Source organism: Ignavibacteriales bacterium, assembly GCA_026390575.1.
GTDB lineage: Bacteria > Bacteroidota > Ignavibacteria > UBA10030 > UBA10030 > Fen-1298.
Genome location: JAPLFR010000013.1, coordinates 23468 through 40987, shown reverse-complemented (window position 1 = coordinate 40987; position 17520 = coordinate 23468). Strand labels below are relative to the sequence as shown.

Genomic DNA, 17520 nt, shown 5'->3' with positions numbered 1-17520 from the left:
TTTAAGTGAGTTTTATTTCTATTTTAAATGTTAAGTTACATTTAGTATACCGTCTTAAGGAGTTTCATGAGTAAAAAAAGCGCTAGAAATAAAAGAAAGAATATTGAAGCTTCGAGAATGAACGCCCGTAAAAAACTACTTGTTGGCAATAGGAAAGAAATAGTTATTTACCTCCTATCGATCATAGGAATTATTTCATTAAGCCTAATTGTTTATTCCAATACTCTTCAGTCTGGATTTCAGTATGATGATAACGGCTCTATTATTAATAATTTAGATCTTAGACATTTATCTAATTTCACAGATATTTCGAAATGGACAAGACTTACAAATAGTCGTTCATTTTCTTATTTGACATTTGCACTAAATTATCATTGGAGTGAACTAAATGTTTACGGCTATCATGTTGTAAACAGTATAATTCATACGCTAACTGCACTTTCTGTCTTCTGGTTATTACTATTAACATTTAAAACACCGGTAATGCGTTCTGAAGAGGTAAGTAAATATTCAAAATATATAGCATTATTTGGTGCGTTGATATTTGTAGCACATCCTATACAAACAAATGCAATAACATATATAGTGCAAAGAATGACATCGATGGCAACGATGTTTTATATACTATCACTATGCCTTTATGTCCAAGGAAGGATGATACAGATTGAGGGGAAAAGAAAAGTATTATCATTGGTCTTCTATCTAGGCGCTGTCATTGGATTTGTTCTGGGGATGTGGAGTAAAGAAATAGTTTATTCGCTGCCCGGTGCTCTTATTATGTATGAGTTATTCTTTATTCGTGATAAGGAGAATAAGATTTATTGGAGATACATAATAGCTGCATTAACAATAATTGTGATCGCTTTTTTAAAAATATTTTCCGGAGGATTGCCGCGGGAAACAATCCAGATTTCTAGATTAGATTATTTGATGACACAGTTTCGTGTACTGGTTACATATATTAGATTGTTATTTATTCCTATCAATCAGAACCTTGACTATGATTTCCCATTATCAAAGACCTTATGGGATTTTGCAACAATGGGCAGTTTATTATTGTTAATTGGAATCATAATAGGTGGAATATATTCATTTAAGAAATATAGATTATTATCTTTTGGAATATTCTGGTTCTTTCTTACGCTCTCAATAGAGTCCAGCATATTTCCGATAACTGATGTTATTTTTGAACATCGTCTTTATTTACCAATGTTTGGGTATGTCCTATTTCTGGTAAGTTCCTTTTATTATTTTGTCCTCAGAAAGACGAGCCACCGCTTTGTTGGTATTTCATTACTAATTATTGTGTCTTCATATTCCTATGCTGCTTATTCGCGCAATGAAGTTTGGAAAACTGAAGTTTCTTTTATGACAGACATCATAGAAAAATCTCCTAATAAACCTAGGCCATATTACGGTCGAGCAAAAATATTAATCGACCAAAGGAGATATGATGAAGCAATAGCTGATTGCAATATGGCAATTAAAATAAAGCACGATTGCGCTGAAGCCTATAATAATAGAGGTATGGTTTATGCTTTATTAGGAAAAGATCTAAATATGGCTAAAGCCGATTTGGATAGTGCATTAAAATTTAATCCGATATATCCCGACGCAATGGTGAATTTAGCTAACGTGTATTGTTTAATGAAAAATTATGATTCTGCTCTTGTTAAGTTTGATAGGCTTTTACAGTTATTTCCTACCGCTATGGGCGGATATAATGGACGCGGAGTTTGCTATTTAAATACTATGAGGTACGATTCGGCAATTGCCAATTTTAATGAAGGAATGAAAATAACACCTAATAACTCAACATTGTGGTATAACAGAGGACTCGCGTATGCACGAAAAGGAATGCCCATTGATGCAATAAATGATTATAGCAGATCGTTAGCTCTCAATCCTAATGCGGGCGATGTTTACCTTGATAGAGCAATATCTTATCAAAATATAGGACAGCCAGTAAAAGCATGGGAAGATGTTCAACGATCAATAGCTCTAGGTCATAAAGTCCCTCCTCAGATTATAGAACAATATAAAAATATATTACTAAAAGCGAAAAAATAAATTCCGTTAGAATACTCGCAGGGGGTATTAATGCCCGTGTTCGTGAAATATTCTATAAATCCCACGGCAAGCCGAAGTGTAATTTCTAACGAGATAAATTAATTCAATATTTATTTGTTCCGAATGAAAACAGTATGCTCAATGTAGCAGTTGAAGCCGCGCTCGAAGCAGGAAAATATCTTAAGATGAACGTTGGCAAGATCAGAAAGATTGAACACAAGGGTGGTCAAGAAACAAATCTTGTTACTGAAATTGATAAGAAGTCGGAACTACTTATTATCAGCAAAATCAAACAGCACTTTCCGCATCACGATTTTCTCTGTGAGGAATCAGGTGCCGCGGAAGTGAAATCCGAATACCGATGGATTATTGATCCATTAGACGGGACGGTAAACTACACTCATGCGTTGCCCATCTATTGTGTGTCAATCGGTTTGGAATACAAAGGAGAGATAATTCTAGGCGCGGTCTATGATCCCAGTCGAGATGAATTATTCACTGCTGAAAAAGGTAAGGGTGCGTGGTTGAATAAAAAGCGCATAGAGGTTACTAAGACAACAAAGCTGATTGAAAGTCTCGTTGTTACCGGATTTGCGTACGATGTGAATGAGCGGCCAGAACCCGCAGTTACACACTTTAGAAATTTTCTTGTTGAAGCACAGGCAATTCGGCGGCTTGGGTCGGCAGCGCTTGATTTATGTTACGTTGCAGCTGGACGCTTCGAAGGCTTCTGGGAAGGAGTGATTCGCCCATGGGATATGGCCGCAGGAGTATTGATGGTGACAGAAGCAGGCGGTAAGTGGACCGACTTCCGAGGTTTTCCATCAAGTGTCTATAAAGAAGAAATACTTGCTACGAACGGATTGATTCACGAACAGATGGTCGCAGTGCTGAAGAAGAGAATAGGAAAACAAGGATAACCCTTCCGAAGGTTCTCATTGCTTAAGCTCTGGAAACCTTCGGAAGGTTGCTAAGCTCCCCATTTCCTCACACCGTTCTTATCCACGATATCTAAAATCATTGGTTTGCGTTCCGGCTTAGTGGAAGAGAACTTAAATGCTTTCGTAATTCTTTCGCGCGCAGAAGCAAGAACGTCCTCTCGGTCTGTATAAAAAATAACAAGAGAATCTCCAACATCGACTGCATCACCAACCTTCTTCTTCAATAAAATTCCTGCTTTCATATCGATCACGTCGTCGATCTTTTCGCGGCCGGCACCGAGGGAAATACTTGTCAATCCGAGTTCGAAAGAATCTATTTCGTTGACAAATCCTTGCTCACTTGATTTCACTTCCATAGCGAACTTAGGCAGGGGATAGCGTTCCAAATTTTCAATTGCTTCAACACTGCCACCTTGTGCACGGACGAGGTCGAGCAGTTTATGATATGCCGACCCGTCTTCAATCGTCTTTCTACATTTCTCAATTCCTTCTTCGATCGACTTCGCTTTTTTACCGAGATACACCATCGTTCCTGAAAGCACGTATGTCACTTCCATTAAATCGCTTGACATATCATTTTTCCCAACGGTACCGCGCAGACATTCGACGGATTCAATTACTTCCAGCCAATTGCCGATAGCAACGCCAAGCGGCTGGTTCATATCCGTTATATAACCGATGGTCTCTTTCCCAAATCCATTGCCGATGCCGACAAGTGTCTGTGCTAATTCCACTGCACGTTCGCGCGTCTGCATGAACGCGCCACGACCGGTTTTCACATCAAGCACTAATGCATCAATGCCTTCCGCTAATTTCTTGCTCATAATGCTTCCAGCAATCAGTGGAATGCACTCAACGGTTGCCGTCACGTCGCGAAGGGCATACATCATTTTATCGGCAGGTGCAATCTCTTTCGTTTGCCCGATCATCACCACACCAATTTCGCGAATGACTCGCTTGTATTCTGAAATGGAAAGATCGGTTCGAAAACCAGGAATGGATTCTAATTTATCGAGCGTGCCGCCGGTGTGTCCGAGTCCGCGCCCGGAAATCATTGGTACAGGAACGCCGCATGCGGCAACCATCGGTGCGAGAATAAGCGACACCTTGTCGCCCACACCACCGGTAGAATGTTTATCGACTTTGACGCCGGGAATTTCGGAAAGATCAATCACCTCGCCGGAATGCAGCATCAGCTTTGTGAACGTGAGCGTTTCCTCGCTGCTCATCCCACGGAAGTAGCACGCCATGAGGAATGCAGACATTTGATAATCCGGCACTGTGCCTTCGACGTATCCCGTGATGAGAAATCGGAATTCTTCTTCGGTGAGTGAACTACCTTCGCGCTTCTTCCGAATCAATTCAACAATATTCATAATAACAAGTGACTCGTGATGAGTGAATAATGATCAATGATATGAGATGAATGGGCAGTCATAGATAAGTAAAGGAGCATTCCTCATCGACCATATTCATTCATTGTTCATTGATTTGAGTTTTCGTTCAGCCAACATAATTCCGGCGATGGTTTTGCTGTCGCCGATCTCGCCGCGCACGATCATTTCTACAACAGTGGAAAGCGGAATATATTCAACCGTAAGACTCTGTTCGCCTTCGTCAAGATTTTGGCCGTGCTCGGATTTATTTAATCCGGTGGCAAGATAGATATGAAGCACTTCGCTGCAGAATCCTGGAGTGGTGAACATCGCTGTCAGTTTTTCATACTTGTCAGCAATGTAGCCAGTTTCTTCCTGCAGTTCGCGTTGAGCAGCTCTCAACGGATCTTCGTTCGGTTCAAGCTTTCCAGCGGGAACTTCCAAAATAAATTTTTTGAGCGGATATCGGTACTGCCGTACAAGAATCACATCGCCATTGTCGAGTAACGGTACGATAACACTTCCGCCCGGGTGGCTCACAATCTCACGTTTGCGGATATTACCCGGTGCGTCTTCGACCTCTTCGATAATCAGGTCGATGATGCTGCCGTGATACAATCTTTCGGACTTAATCGTTTTTTGGAGAGACATTGATGATCGGTGATGAAAGTTGAACGACATGCTGTGCAATACCGGAGGAAATTCCTTCCTTCATGAAAGCTGTATATATTTGTTCGCGCAAAACATTCTCTGCGCGGCCCTTTTTCTTCCAATCGTCAGTGCGTCCAATTAACTGAAGCGTGCATGATGATTCGCCCATTGCGCTGAAAAATACACTCGGTTCCGGTTGTTTGAGCAGATCGGAATTTTGACGAGCGAGGTTGAGCATGATTTCTTTTGCCCGCTCGATCGATGTACCGTATGCAACATTTACTTCAACGAGGACACGGATATCGTTTCGAGGATACGAATAATTGATGACCTTGGTTTTCGTCAACTCGGCGTTCGGGCTGACAATGAGATTATTGTCGAAGTCGAGAATCTTTGTGCTGCGAAGGCCAATTTCGAATACATCACCAATTTCACCGGAAGGAAGTTTTATTCTATCACCAAGACGAAACGGCCGATCCAGCATAATAACAAACCCTGCGATCATGTTTGCCAGAGTTTCCTGTGCTGCAAGAGCAACAGCCACTGAACCGCCGCCGAGGAAGACGAGCAAACTGCTGACATCGACGCCAAAATGTCCAAGAGAAATCACGGCTGCGACAAACAGTATCAAAATCATCACCAATCTATTCAAGATTGGAAAGAGCGCTTCATTGACCATCGATTCTGTTTTCTTTGCATGCGTTTCCATGGAATGTTTCAACAGTGTGTCGATGAGACGGATTATCAGCGCGGTGACAAGACAAACGAATGCAATATAGATGATGCCTTCCGAATATTGAACCAGTTCTTCACTAATTCTATCGGTGCGAGCAATGCCTTTGGCAATTTGTTCGATGGTAAGATATAAACCGATGACGATTGCAAGCCACTTGACACGGGGAAGGATGACGGCAAAAATCTTATCGTCTAATTCGGTGTTTGTTCTAGCAATAAGTTTGCGGCCAAGGGTATTGAGAAAGTATTTGAAAAAAAATCCAATAACCATAACGGCTGCGAATGCTACGAAACCGTTCCACAGGTAGAGTGTGAATCCACTGCCGATCAATTGCTGCACATGTTGGAATACATCACCCATATTAATAATTCCCTCTACTGCCGGGTTTTACGACTGCGCTGCCGGATTTGCACAATGGGCAATCTGTCGGCTGATGCGTAACAACTTCCATCTGTAAAACCGCAAATTGTTTTGTGTCAAATTGCACTTTTCCGTTGCTTCGATCGACAATACAGCCGGTACCGACGAGACTGCCTTTTGCGGCGTTCACTAAATCAATAACTTCTTTCGTGGAACCTCCGGTCGTTACAACATCTTCCACGACGAGTACGCGTTCACCGGGAAGAATTTCAAATCCGCGGCGCAGTTCCATCTTGCCGTCTTTCCGTTCGGCAAAAATAGTGCGCGCGCCCAGCATTCTGCCGACTTCCGTTCCAACCACAATTCCTCCGATGGCAGGAGAAAGAACGACTTCCACTTCGTTATATCCAAAGTGGCGTGCAATTTCTCCAGAGAGCAGGTGGAGATATTTCGGAAATTGCAGCACGCGGGCACATTGAAAATACTGCGGGCTATGCATGCCGGAAGTGAGTTGGAAGTGTCCTTCGAGGAGCGCTTTTGTTTCCCGGAAGATTTCAAGAATTTGTTCTTTGGGCAGTTTCATAAGCAAATATTTCTTGTTGTTATGGTTGATAAAAAGATACTGAGAACTCGTCTGAGGTGCAATTTTGGACTGATTATTGTGCCTGTTCCGTTACCTGTATTGCTATGAGGCGTATGTTTCAATCTTCAGCACAATTCTTCTTAATAGAGACATCTGAAATATTCTGGTAATATTGGTAGACGCGAACTTTAGTTCGCGATTGTGTTTAGAAAACGCAATCTAAAGATTGCGACTACCATCAATAATTCTATTTTTCAGATGTCTCTAATAAATTATTCCGTTGTTTTCAAATAGATCTGCCGAAATTTTCTTGAGACAAACCAAATAGAATAATTCAATTTTATTTCCTTCTTCAGTTTCGTTGCTTCATTTCAGCCACAAGTTTTTTAAACTTATCGGTTTCTAATCGTACCTGTTTAATAAAGCTGTTTTCTTCAACTGTGCCGATGGCGGCCGTCATTTCTGCCATGTTCCGATAGGTGTTTTGCCGGAACAGGTTATCGTAATCTTTTTTTCTGGTGATATAGACTTGATCTCGAATGTATTCCTGTATTTTCGCAGCTCGGTCGAGTGCAGCGATCCATTGCTCGTGAGTCAATGTATCCGTTCCAAGCAAAGTGCATAGCGAAGCATAGGCATGTTTTTGTTTCTCCAATGGATACGTTGTCCAGAGTGTGTCGTATCGTTTATGAATTTCTTCCCATGAAGCAAGCTTGCCGGATCCAATATCAGCACGAAGTTGGTCTACATCAGGTGCGGGAATTAATTGTCCGCCGAGATTAATCCATTGAATTTGTCGGCTGTTTTTCAGAGTCTCACGCATAGAAGAAAATGTTTCGTTCGTATTTGTTCTCAAGTAATCCAAAAGATTTTTTATGCCATAATAATGGATCATATCCTTATAAGCATGGTAGGATTTATATGCTTTAAGAATAACTACTTTACGATCGGATTTTTCCATATTCTCGCCGAGCACTTCTAAAAGAGCCATCTGTTTTTCCGGCCCATCCAATAGTTTTTGTCCGATTTGAATTAATTCTTTTTCGCTCTTCCTCTCGGCGGAATTGCCCTGACGAAGAATATCGGCTTTTGCTGTCCAGATTTCGAGAAGGCGCAGCGCGTTAAATATTTCTTCAATTGTATCCGGAGCAAGCGAATCGAATTCAATATTTTGCACTTTAATTTTTCGTTTATCTCGATTCTGAAATTTCCAGGTGTTTCGGGCTAAAGCATACATATTGTACATCCACCAAAATGCAGGCAGGACTTCAAGTCCATCCTTTGCTGCATTATTGTTGATCAACGAGAAAGGAAAAGGAATGTCCATTTCAACAGGATAGTCTGCTTTGGAGAGAAGAACGAAAGAAGCAAAACGGCAGGAATGTTTGATGCTTGTGCAAAGTCCCGGCCAGAATCCGCGTCCTGCCTGAACCTCGTTATCATTAGCACGGCTGTTGTGGTTTGAACCGATTGTAGCGCCTGCGGCCACATTGCTTTGTCCCAATACGACAGAGGCAATAAGGAATGAGTTATTATGATGCTGTTCATGCGCCGGGAAGATGAGGTTGTTCAGTACTTCGCAGCATGAGATCGTGGAGTTGTCACCTAAGAATGAATGGATTAATCGGGCGCCGTATTTAAGATTAGAGTTGTTTCCAAGAACGAAGCGGACAGCTTTCGATCCGTAAAAAATGTGACAGCCGTACCCTATTATTCCGTTAATTAATTCAACGCCCTCGCCGATTTGTGTGGATTCGGTCTCTGAAGAGTTAATGGTCAGGTTCTTAAGTTTATTCGCGCCCTTAATATAACAGCAGTTACCAATTTTTACGTCTTTGAGTATTCCAGAATTTTTGATCACACACTGGTTGCCAATCGTTCCATAGAAACCGCGACGATTGTCAAAACTATGCTGTGTTATCGTAATCAATTTTTCCTGAAGCGCTTTATCGTCACGATATTTTGCCCAGAGGTAAGCATCGGCTGTGATGATGCCGTCAAATGGCAGCACTCTTCTGCTTCCCGTTTCGTTCATCAGGTCCAGCCATACTCTCACATCTTCGGGCTCGCCTTCCTTAAGAATTCCGTTCCCGAACTTGGCGTGATCGGTCGTATGCATTTCATCGATGTTCAATAAAATGCATCGATCACCAATGATGTAATGCGCAAGATACCGTACATTGCGTATAGTTACATTATCTCCGATATCGCACGCTATAACAACGCTGTCAGTTATTCCAACGGGCACCTGCAGATCATGATGCTTGAGATTGACATTCTGAACGCATCCAATTCGAATAATCCCCAAAAAACTGTTGTTTTTGATTTTGTTTGGATCAAATGGATCTGTAACCAGTATATCGCCCCAGTTATCAGATGTATTTTTGTTTTGTACGAGGTGTTCTATTTCGTCTGCACGAAGCTGCCGCCATCGGTCCTTTGGCCATGGAACTTGTGCGTTGCGTTGATAGTATTCGTCTTTGTCGTCCGGGAGATATTCCTTCGGGATGAAATTTCTGCCGATGCTGTCTGAAGGTAGAATTGATACAGTATCCATGTCGGGGCCCTTCTATCCAATCGGAATGGCTATTCAGATAGTTTTAGCGTAATAAATGGTAAAAGAATAGTGAATTATCGGAACGATATCAATTTGATTTTGTATTCCAGGTAACTTCTCTACTCTATCTCTAGTTCAAGAATCCGCTGACGCGCTGTACTTTGCCAAGTTTTGTTCCAAGAAAGCGTTCTCCAATTTCGGCAAATTTGTGCGGGACGTCGCTGACGAAAAATTGCAAGTTCGGCTTTAATGTACTCGTGTTATTCAATTTCAAGTCTGTAAGCATGTTCTTGACAACGAATGCAGTTGCTTCTCCAGAATCAATCAACGTGACACTTTGGTGAAGTACTTTGCCGATGAGGTTTTGCAAGATAGGATAATGTGTACAGCCAAGCACAAGCGTATCAATTTTTTCGAGTGTCAAAGGGAAAAGATATTCTTTGGCGATCAATTCTGTTGCTTTGTGATCGATCCAACCTTCTTCAGCAAGCGGAACAAAAAGCGGGCATGGCTGACCAAATACTTTAATGTCGGAATCAATCTGACGAATGGCGTTTGTGTACGCATTGCTGAAGATAGTACCGACTGTGCCGATAACGCCAATGCGCTTATTCTTTGTTGCTCGTGCGGCAGCTTCTGCACCTGGAAGAATCACACCGACAACCGGAACTTTTGCCCGTTTCTGCACAACATCAAGAGCGACGGCTGATACTGTGTTGCAAGCGATGACGATGAGTTTCACATCGTGTTGAAGCAGCACATCTGTATCTTGAAGGGCATACTCACGCACAACCTGTGGTGATTTGGGTCCATACGGCACTCGTGCCGTGTCGCCAAAATAAATAATATTTTCGTGCGGTAAGTAATGCGTTAATGCGCGGACTACAGTCATACCGCCAATACCGGAATCAAAAACGCCTATGGGGTGTGCAGTATTCATACTAGCTCATCAATGAATTCTTATGCTATAGGCCCCGATTCGGAGAGAGTCTGAATCGTCGCGAGAATTTCTCGCTTTGCCGTTTCTTGTTGTGCGGGATCATCCAACTTATTTCCACTGGCATCTAAAAGATAGAACGAATCCACAATGCCGTCCACGCGAGTGGCTATTTTTGCAAACGAAATATTGAAGCCAAGGCGCGCAATTGTTCCGGTGATTCGGTAGAGAAGACCGAGCATATCCGGTGCATACACATCGATAATTGTAAACTGCGGGTGATCCTCAAATTCCACATCGCAGCGCGTGTTTGGGTTCATTATCCGAGTGCGCCGTTTCCAGCGCATACGATGCCGTTCGATGAGATGCGCGATCTCAGTGCGCCCTTCCATCACTTCTGTCACATCTCGGCTGATCCGTGAACAATGGTCATCGGAGAGTGCTGTATTGGATCCGAATTCCACAACACGAAATTTATCTATGACGATTCCATCGCGTCGCGTGAACACTTCGGCGTTTAAAATGTTTGCGTCGTTTGCGGTCAGTACACCGCAGAACTGAGAAAGTACACCTGGCGAATCATGGGCAATGAATGTCACGTCAGTAAAACTGCCGGATTGTTGAAAAAGGACGGAAACTTTTTCAGCTTGGTGAATAGCTTGCAAATGGTTTGCAATTTCGTCTGGCTTGAATGCTGCAATATACGATGTATCGGAGAATTGCGAAATGTGGGCATTCACTTCGTCTGGAGGAAATGCAGACGCAAGATTATGAATGACATCCGTATGCTTTTCTTCCACAAGCTGAGCGGTCCGCTTATGGACCTCTTCGCTTGTCATTTCTTTTTCCAACACGATGCGTGCTTTGCGATACAAATCCCGAAGTAAAAGTTCCTTCCATTCGGTCCACACATTTTTATTGACTGCAGAGAGATCCGCGTATGTGAGAACGTACAAATAATCGAGTTGTTCGATACGGTTACATGTCCGTGCGAACTCCACAATTGTTTGCGTGTCATTCAAATTGCGGCGGAACGCCACCTGTTCCATAAGCAAATGATGTCGAATGAGGAATGAGACATCTTCCATCAAATCGTCATACATTAATCGTTGAAGGACGCGCTTTGCGATGAAAACACCCTTTATTTCATGCTTGCCGATATGAGACGGCTTGGCGATATCGTGCAACAGGCAGGCGATATACAGAGTGTCTCTTCTCGGCAGGGCGCGAAAGACTGTTCCGAATGAAGAACTTGAATGTTCAAGCGTTTCAGCATTGGCGAGCGCGATGAGCGTGTGTTCATCGGCGGTATAATAATGGTACTGATTATGCTGGAAGAATGAGACCATCGGTTTCCACTCCGGTATCCATCGTTCGAACAGCCCTAGTTCATTCATTTTACGAATCGCGCTACCAACGCCATTTGGTCTATGAAGAAGGAGCCGGAATAATTCTGTTTCCGATGGAGTGCTGAGCGGTTTAAGAAATTGCAATCGGCGATGAATGGCATCTTCCAACTGGAACGAAAACTTGGCATGACGTTCGCTCCGAAACAAAAATGCGCGGAGGAGAAGTTCGTTAGAAATAAGCACACTGCGTTTTGACAGATGGATTCGCCCGTTTTGTATGACCAAAGCACTGCTGAGTTTTGCTGTTTTCGTTATGAGAACAACGGGTGACCAGCGGTCATGCGACCAATCGATGACCCGTGTGCAAAATGACGCCACAGAACGTGAAGCTCTATAGTAATCCTGCATAAAACGCTCAACCTTCGCCCGCTCCGAATTTGTGCGATAGCGAAGGCCGGAAGCAACGTGCTGCTGAAAACTAAATTCCAGTGTGTCGTGGAGAGCGTTGGATTGAATGTGCATTTCGTTACGCACTCGAAGCAGCGTATCAAACGATAATTTTATTTCTTTCAAAGACGATGGTGTGAATTGCAGTTTCACTGCTCGAGATTTAAGAAGATGCAGCGTAGCGGTTTCTGATGTTCCAAGGTTTTTCGGAATCGGTATTGTTCCTGTACCGCGCATTAACCAGAGTGCGGTATGAATATCACGCAGACCGCCGGCACTGTTTTTTATATTCGGTTCAAGAAGTTTTGACGAGCTGCCATATTTGTTATGCCGCATTTGCCGTGACTCGGAAATCCTATGTACGAAAGAATGCTGATCGCCTTCTTTGATCTTCTCTTGGATGGATGAGATAAGTTTTCGAACTATGGTTTCATCCCCACAGATAAACCGTGCCTCGATGAGCGACATACGGGATTCAAAATCTTCTGGGGGAAGGGAGATACATTCATCAATAGTGCGGAAGCTGTGGCCAATATCTAAACCGGTATCCAATAAGTTGTGGATAAATTCCTGAACTGCTGGAGTAGCGGAATTCCGATGTTGTTCATCTGAGATGAGAAACATAACGTCTGTATCAGAAGAAAAGCATAGTTCTTTTCTTCCGTAACCGCCCAGAGCAACGATTGTTACATGGTGAGAGTCACTTGTGAGACGCTTAAAAATCAACTGTAAAAGAGAGTCGCGCTGATGTGTCAACGCAAGACCGACGCGAATACCGCCTGCACCTGCACGATGCATCCGGAGTATTTCTTGTGTTTTCTTTTCGTAGTTTTTTTTAATTGTGCGGAACGTACTCACAGAGTTAATATAATCATTTTTGAGGTTCAGTGTGAAATACTAAAAGACTTTCCTCAGTATCATTCTTTATTGCTGAGCATCACTCGTGAAGAGTGCTCACAGTTGTTTTTATGAACGCGCTTTGAGTTGAAGACATACAAGAACAGTATCAATGCTATCACCTAAGATCATGATCACTTTTACATAAGAGAATGTCATGCAATCAGAATAAGAAATTCAATTGTACGATACACTATTCGCAAAAATTTCAGAAAGCTCTACAGATAATAAAATCTATTTCTATAATTGGAAAAATTATAGAAAACCAATAATTTATTGTAAGAATAATGATATGGACAACTTCGGACATTAAAGGATATTCATATAAACAATATTGGACATTAAGGGAACTATCAGTAAATTTATATTCAAAAAAAGGGATTTATGGAGCTCAAAATCAAGGATATTGTCGATCTTTTACAAGTATCCGAAAAGACTGTTTACCGCTGGATCAAAAATAAAAAAATTCCCTGTTATCGAATCAATCATCAATATCGTTTTAATAGAACGGAAATTAATGAATGGATTTTGAGTAATAAGATAGAGCTTTCTTCTACATTAATTAATTTGACAAATCCAGATAGGCGTGATAGTTTAGAGCGGCTTGTAGAAAAAGGTGGAATTGTTACTCAAGTCTCAGGAGAAACTGTCCGTGAAGTTTTACAAAGTGCGGTTCAAAGAATCATCACACCGCAAAACATATCGAAAGAAGAAATTCTCTCTGCTCTGCTGAGCAGGGAAGAGCTGATGCCGACGTCAGTTGGTAAAGGCATTGCAATTCCTCATCCACGCAATCCTATTATTACCGATTTAAAAAATGCGAGTGTCTCAATTTGTAGTTTGGAAAAGCCGGTTGATTTTGGTTCTTTAGATAATCAACCTGTCCATACTCTTTTTATTTTGCTCACAGCAAGTCCTAAGATGCATTTAGAAGTGCTTTCTAAAATCTCCTATTTATGTCAAGATGATACATTCTTAAACATTTTGAAAGAACATTCAAATACAGAAACGATTTTGGAGTATGTCCGCAAGAGAGAATTCGAATGGCAGAAAAAGGAGGCCGTGAATACATGATTAGCTTGCTCATCGGTACGGCGCTTTTTTCTGTCGGAGGATTCGTTGCTCTTTTTCTCAAAGAAAAATTTAAATCGATAGCGTTCATAGTATTTGCCGTAATTGCTCAATTATGTATTCTCCCAAGCGTCATTGGAATTCTTTTATCCGGTGGACAGATCGATGCGCAATTCTTTTTCTCTGAACCTATCGGAATATCATTTCTTCGATTGGATCCTTTAGCTGCACTTTTTTCTCTCATTATTTCTCTCGGCGCATTGTTTGCCGCCGTTTATTCCCACGGCTATATGAAAATGTATGCTGGAGATACATCAGACCTTTCATCTTACTATTTCTTCTTAGGATTGATGTCATCTTCAATGCTTTTAGTCGTCATAGTTCAAAATGCTCTGCTCTTCCTTGTTGTTTGGGAAACGATGTCGCTTACCTCGTTCTTTCTTGTCAACTTTGAACATAAGAAAGAAGAAGTGCGCAAAGCAAGTATCTATTATCTCGTTGCAATGCAAATTGGTGCTGCTTTTCTCATTGCAGCATTCGGTTGGTCTTCCGCCATCGCAGGTTCGCTCGATTTTAATTCTTTTAAAAGTGTTGTCTGCAATTCGGGCAGTTCTTCAATCTTCATTTTTATTCTTTTCTTTCTTGGATTTGGCACAAAAGCCGGATTTGTGCCTATGCACACGTGGCTGCCTAAAGCGCATCCCGCAGCTCCGACTGGTGTGTCGGCGCTCATGTCTGGTGTAATGATTAAAATGGGCGTTTACGGAATTCTGAGAATTCTTTTACTGGTCGGTGTTCCAGACTATCGTTTGGCGTACGGGGTTATTGTCATGTCGATTGTCACCGGTATCTATGGTGTGGCAAATGCTATAGCACAGCACGATCTTAAAAAATTGCTTGCATATCATAGCATAGAAAACATCGGCATCCTCGGGATGGGAATTGGCATTGGTATGCTTGGTTTAGTGTATAATAACACACCTATTGCGGCACTCGGCTTTCTTGGAGCTTTGTTGCACACGATCAATCATTTTACTTTTAAGAGTGTTTTGTTTTATGGAGCTGGAATAGTGTACTCACAAACTCATACAAGAGATATTGATAAACTCGGCGGTCTAAGCAAGTATTTGCCATTTACATCTATCCTGTTTTTGATTGCCTCACTCGCAATTAGCGGCATGCCGTTACTGAACGGATTTATTAGTGAATTTGTAATATTTCTTGGCCTCGCAAGAAGCTTTTCAATCAACAACATTGCATTCAATATTGCTGCTCTCATGGGACTATCCGGCTTAGCGCTTATTGGCACAATGGCTCTTTTATGTTTCACCAAAGTTTATGGAATTTGTTTTTTAGGCACACCTCGATCAGAGTTGCACTTCACACCAGAAGAAAAAGAATATTCACTCCTTCTCCCAATGGCCTTTTTAGTCTTCGCCATGATCGTGATCGGTGTTTTCCCTGTATTTGCAATCAAGTTGCTGTCATCCGCCGTCGGACAATTTCTACCAGATGCATCTCATACAGCAATGCCGGAAATTATTTCGTTGATGACGACAATATCGACCTCACTCTCTATCTTCATTATTTTGATTGGGTCCTTTTTTACCATAAGAACTGTTTTACTGAGAAAAAGGTCTGTGCAAGTTTTCAAAACTTGGGATTGCGGATACCAAAAAGAAAGTAGCCGTATGCAATACACGGCTAGTTCTTTCGCTCAGCCGTTCTTACAGTTGACTGCCGAGTTGGTCCCGCAAAAAGTGCAAGTTCATAAAGAACAGGTGTTGTTCCCAACGCGCGCTTCGTTTGAAAGTCATGCGCAAGATTTTTCGGAGCGAGTACTTATTCAACCATCCATACGGTTATTGAATAACTTCCTCAATAAATTCTCATGGATTCAAAGTGGAAGAATGCAGCAGTATATTATTTACGGGTTAATCTTCTTAGTCTTTCTTCTTCTTTGGATTTGGGGCGGCAAATGATGACGAAGATATTTGTTTTTGCGATAACCTGCGTTTTGCCTTTTCTTTTTATTGGCATTATCAATAAAACCAAAGCCCGATGGGCTGGCAGAAAAGGCGCGTCGGTTTTTCAACCGTACTATGATTTCCTGAAACTCCTCCGCAAAGGAGAGGTCATAAGTAAAACAACTTCCTTTATATTAAAGATTGCCCCTTCTGTAAATATTGCGGCAGCACTCTTTGCGATGTTGTTTATTCCAATTCCATTTATTGGGTCGATCATCCATTTTCCGGGAGATTTCATTGTATTCACATATACACTTGGATTGGCAAAATTTATGCTGGTGCTTGCAGCGTTAGATACCGGCAGCAGTTTTGAAGGAATGGGAGCGAGCAGAGAGGTTACATTTTCAACCTTGGTAGAGATGGCATTCTTTATTGTTCTTGGCACACTTGCCTTATTGACCAATCAGATCTCGTTCGAGGCAATATTTGCGATGCTGACTGTGAGCGCTGGTTATTCACTCTTGGTAAAAATTCTTTTAGTGGCTTCATTGTTTATTATGCTCTTAGCTGAAGGCAGCCGAGTTCCGGTTGATGATCCCAACACGCACCTCGAACTTACCATGATTCACGAAGTAATGATTCTCGACTACTCCGGCCCTGATTTAGCTTTTATGGTTTATGCTGCCGGGATGAAAATGATGCTCATTGCAATGTTGATTGCAAATTTATGTATTCCGCCATATTTTCCATCGATCGCTGCGCTCTGCCTCTTTTTCGGGGTTCTTATCTTTATATATATAGCCGTTGGAGCGGTTGAATCGCTCATTGCGCGTTCGAGAATGTCGCATGTTCCACAATTCATTTTCCTTATGACAGCTCTTTCTTTGACAGCGTTTGCAGTCGTTGCATTCTTTCTGCGCGGAGGTCTTTCATGACCGATATCCTGATCATTCTTCTCGGTACAAGTATGCTTTATGTCTTTGCCGTCAGTCGCATTGAAGCGTATGTAAAAACATTAGCATTGCAAGGATTCCTTCTTTTTCTCCTTGTCATAGTGGATATTCAAGAAATCAATTGGTTGAACATTGCATTTCTCAGTCTGGAGACATTAGTGATCAAAGCTATTGTTATTCCATACTTTCTCTTAACAGTCATCCGCAAAAATGAAATTGCACGGGAAGTAGAGCCTTACATTACTCAATTTTATTCGCTTATTTTTGCAAGCGCAATTTTTGCTTTTGGATTTGTTGCTGCATTCTGGGCAGCAAAAACAAATGCCGGCATCAAGCCGCTCTACTTCGGTGTATCCATTATGTTGATTGTTTCAAGCCTCTTCCTCATTATTAACCGCAAAACAATCATTACGCACATCCTCTGCTATATGATGCTGGAGAACGGAATCTTTCTGCTCTCACTTTCTGTCGCCAACGAATTGCCCTTCCTGGTGAATCTTGGCGTCTTGCTCGATCTTTTTGTCGGTATTTATCTCTTCGTTATTTTCTTCAACAAAATTCAAGAGATGTACGACGGCAGTCATATTGATGAACTTACAGAATTAAAGGATTGATGATGATTGGA

Annotated in this window: 13 protein-coding genes; 6 read left to right on the top strand and 7 right to left on the bottom strand. The window is 41.8% G+C overall.

Annotation, left to right across the window (positions count from 1 at the left end):
* Window positions 1-66 precede the first annotated feature (66 nt).
* Both NTX44_10965 and NTX44_10960 read left to right on the top strand, forming a co-directional pair.
* Complete coding sequence (locus NTX44_10965) at window positions 67-2070, top strand: tetratricopeptide repeat protein (GenBank protein MCX6122121.1); 2004 nt, start codon at window positions 67-69, stop codon at window positions 2068-2070.
* 134 nt (window positions 2071-2204) lie between these two features.
* The gene (locus NTX44_10960) at window positions 2205-2990 is read left to right on the top strand and encodes an inositol monophosphatase family protein (GenBank protein ID MCX6122120.1); all 786 of its coding nucleotides are present in this window, start codon (window positions 2205-2207) and stop codon (window positions 2988-2990) included.
* Window positions 2991-3040: 50 nt separating this feature from the next.
* Here the strand turns inward: NTX44_10960 and NTX44_10955 are convergent, their stop codons facing one another.
* The 7 genes from NTX44_10955 to glnD all read right to left on the bottom strand — a co-directional run bounded on the left by NTX44_10955 (window position 3041) and on the right by glnD (window position 12805).
* Window positions 3041-4387 carry a thymidine phosphorylase gene (locus NTX44_10955; protein ID MCX6122119.1) on the bottom strand — a complete coding sequence of 449 codons (1347 nt, stop codon included), beginning with the start codon at window positions 4385-4387 and terminating at the stop codon, window positions 3041-3043.
* Window positions 4388-4483: 96 nt separating this feature from the next.
* Window positions 4484-5038 carry an NUDIX hydrolase gene (locus tag NTX44_10950; GenBank protein ID MCX6122118.1) on the bottom strand — a complete coding sequence of 185 codons (555 nt, stop codon included), beginning with the start codon at window positions 5036-5038 and terminating at the stop codon, window positions 4484-4486.
* Window positions 5016-6134, bottom strand: coding sequence for a mechanosensitive ion channel family protein (locus tag NTX44_10945; protein MCX6122117.1), 1119 nt, complete (start codon window positions 6132-6134; stop codon window positions 5016-5018). The genes NTX44_10950 and NTX44_10945 overlap by 23 nt, the downstream gene beginning before the upstream one ends.
* 1 nt (window position 6135) lies before the next feature.
* Window positions 6136-6717, bottom strand: coding sequence for an orotate phosphoribosyltransferase (gene pyrE, locus NTX44_10940; protein MCX6122116.1), 582 nt, complete (start codon window positions 6715-6717; stop codon window positions 6136-6138).
* 352 nt (window positions 6718-7069) lie between these two features.
* Entirely contained in the window at window positions 7070-9274 is a 2205-nt protein-coding gene (locus NTX44_10935) for a DUF4954 family protein (GenBank protein ID MCX6122115.1), read from the bottom strand.
* A 130-nt stretch (window positions 9275-9404) separates the two neighbouring features.
* Window positions 9405-10214: a glutamate racemase gene (gene murI / locus NTX44_10930; protein ID MCX6122114.1), complete on the bottom strand. Its 810-nt coding sequence runs from the start codon at window positions 10212-10214 to the stop codon at window positions 9405-9407.
* A gap of 20 nt (window positions 10215-10234) precedes the next feature.
* The gene (gene glnD / locus NTX44_10925; protein MCX6122113.1) at window positions 10235-12805 is read right to left on the bottom strand and encodes a [protein-PII] uridylyltransferase; all 2571 of its coding nucleotides are present in this window, start codon (window positions 12803-12805) and stop codon (window positions 10235-10237) included.
* A 483-nt stretch (window positions 12806-13288) separates the two neighbouring features.
* Between glnD and NTX44_10920 the strand changes: the two genes are divergently transcribed.
* Genes NTX44_10920 through NTX44_10905 form a run of 4 tightly spaced genes read left to right on the top strand, consistent with a single transcriptional unit; the run spans window position 13289 to window position 17509 of the window.
* Window positions 13289-13978 (top strand): PTS sugar transporter subunit IIA, encoded by a 690-nt coding sequence (locus NTX44_10920; GenBank protein ID MCX6122112.1) that lies wholly within the window; start codon window positions 13289-13291, stop codon window positions 13976-13978.
* Window positions 13948-15957: a proton-conducting transporter membrane subunit gene (locus NTX44_10915; GenBank protein ID MCX6122111.1), complete on the top strand. Its 2010-nt coding sequence runs from the start codon at window positions 13948-13950 to the stop codon at window positions 15955-15957. The genes NTX44_10920 and NTX44_10915 overlap by 31 nt, the downstream gene beginning before the upstream one ends.
* The gene (locus NTX44_10910; protein MCX6122110.1) at window positions 15954-16877 is read left to right on the top strand and encodes an NADH-quinone oxidoreductase subunit H; all 924 of its coding nucleotides are present in this window, start codon (window positions 15954-15956) and stop codon (window positions 16875-16877) included. Before NTX44_10915 ends, NTX44_10910 begins: the two co-directional genes overlap by 4 nt.
* Window positions 16874-17509: a hypothetical protein gene (locus NTX44_10905; protein ID MCX6122109.1), complete on the top strand. Its 636-nt coding sequence runs from the start codon at window positions 16874-16876 to the stop codon at window positions 17507-17509. Before NTX44_10910 ends, NTX44_10905 begins: the two co-directional genes overlap by 4 nt.
* The last annotated feature ends 11 nt before the right edge of the window (window positions 17510-17520 follow it).

What these genes read in the sequence shown, in the direction of transcription:
- NTX44_10955 (MCX6122119.1), bottom strand. Translation starts at nt 4,387, where the DNA reads ATGAATATTGTTGAATTGATTCGGAAGAAGCGCGAAGGTAGTTCACTC.
- NTX44_10965 (MCX6122121.1), top strand. Translation starts at nt 67, where the DNA reads ATGAGTAAAAAAAGCGCTAGAAATAAAAGAAAGAATATTGAAGCTTCG.
- NTX44_10950 (MCX6122118.1), bottom strand. Translation starts at nt 5,038, where the DNA reads ATGTCTCTCCAAAAAACGATTAAGTCCGAAAGATTGTATCACGGCAGC.
- NTX44_10915 (MCX6122111.1), top strand. Translation starts at nt 13,948, where the DNA reads ATGGCAGAAAAAGGAGGCCGTGAATACATGATTAGCTTGCTCATCGGT.
- murI (MCX6122114.1), bottom strand. Translation starts at nt 10,214, where the DNA reads ATGAATACTGCACACCCCATAGGCGTTTTTGATTCCGGTATTGGCGGT.
- NTX44_10920 (MCX6122112.1), top strand. Translation starts at nt 13,289, where the DNA reads ATGGAGCTCAAAATCAAGGATATTGTCGATCTTTTACAAGTATCCGAA.
- pyrE (MCX6122116.1), bottom strand. Translation starts at nt 6,717, where the DNA reads ATGAAACTGCCCAAAGAACAAATTCTTGAAATCTTCCGGGAAACAAAA.
- NTX44_10945 (MCX6122117.1), bottom strand. Translation starts at nt 6,134, where the DNA reads ATGGGTGATGTATTCCAACATGTGCAGCAATTGATCGGCAGTGGATTC.
- NTX44_10935 (MCX6122115.1), bottom strand. Translation starts at nt 9,274, where the DNA reads ATGGATACTGTATCAATTCTACCTTCAGACAGCATCGGCAGAAATTTC.
- NTX44_10960 (MCX6122120.1), top strand. Translation starts at nt 2,205, where the DNA reads ATGCTCAATGTAGCAGTTGAAGCCGCGCTCGAAGCAGGAAAATATCTT.
- NTX44_10905 (MCX6122109.1), top strand. Translation starts at nt 16,874, where the DNA reads ATGACCGATATCCTGATCATTCTTCTCGGTACAAGTATGCTTTATGTC.
- NTX44_10910 (MCX6122110.1), top strand. Translation starts at nt 15,954, where the DNA reads ATGATGACGAAGATATTTGTTTTTGCGATAACCTGCGTTTTGCCTTTT.
- glnD (MCX6122113.1), bottom strand. Translation starts at nt 12,805, where the DNA reads ATGCATCGTGCAGGTGCAGGCGGTATTCGCGTCGGTCTTGCGTTGACA.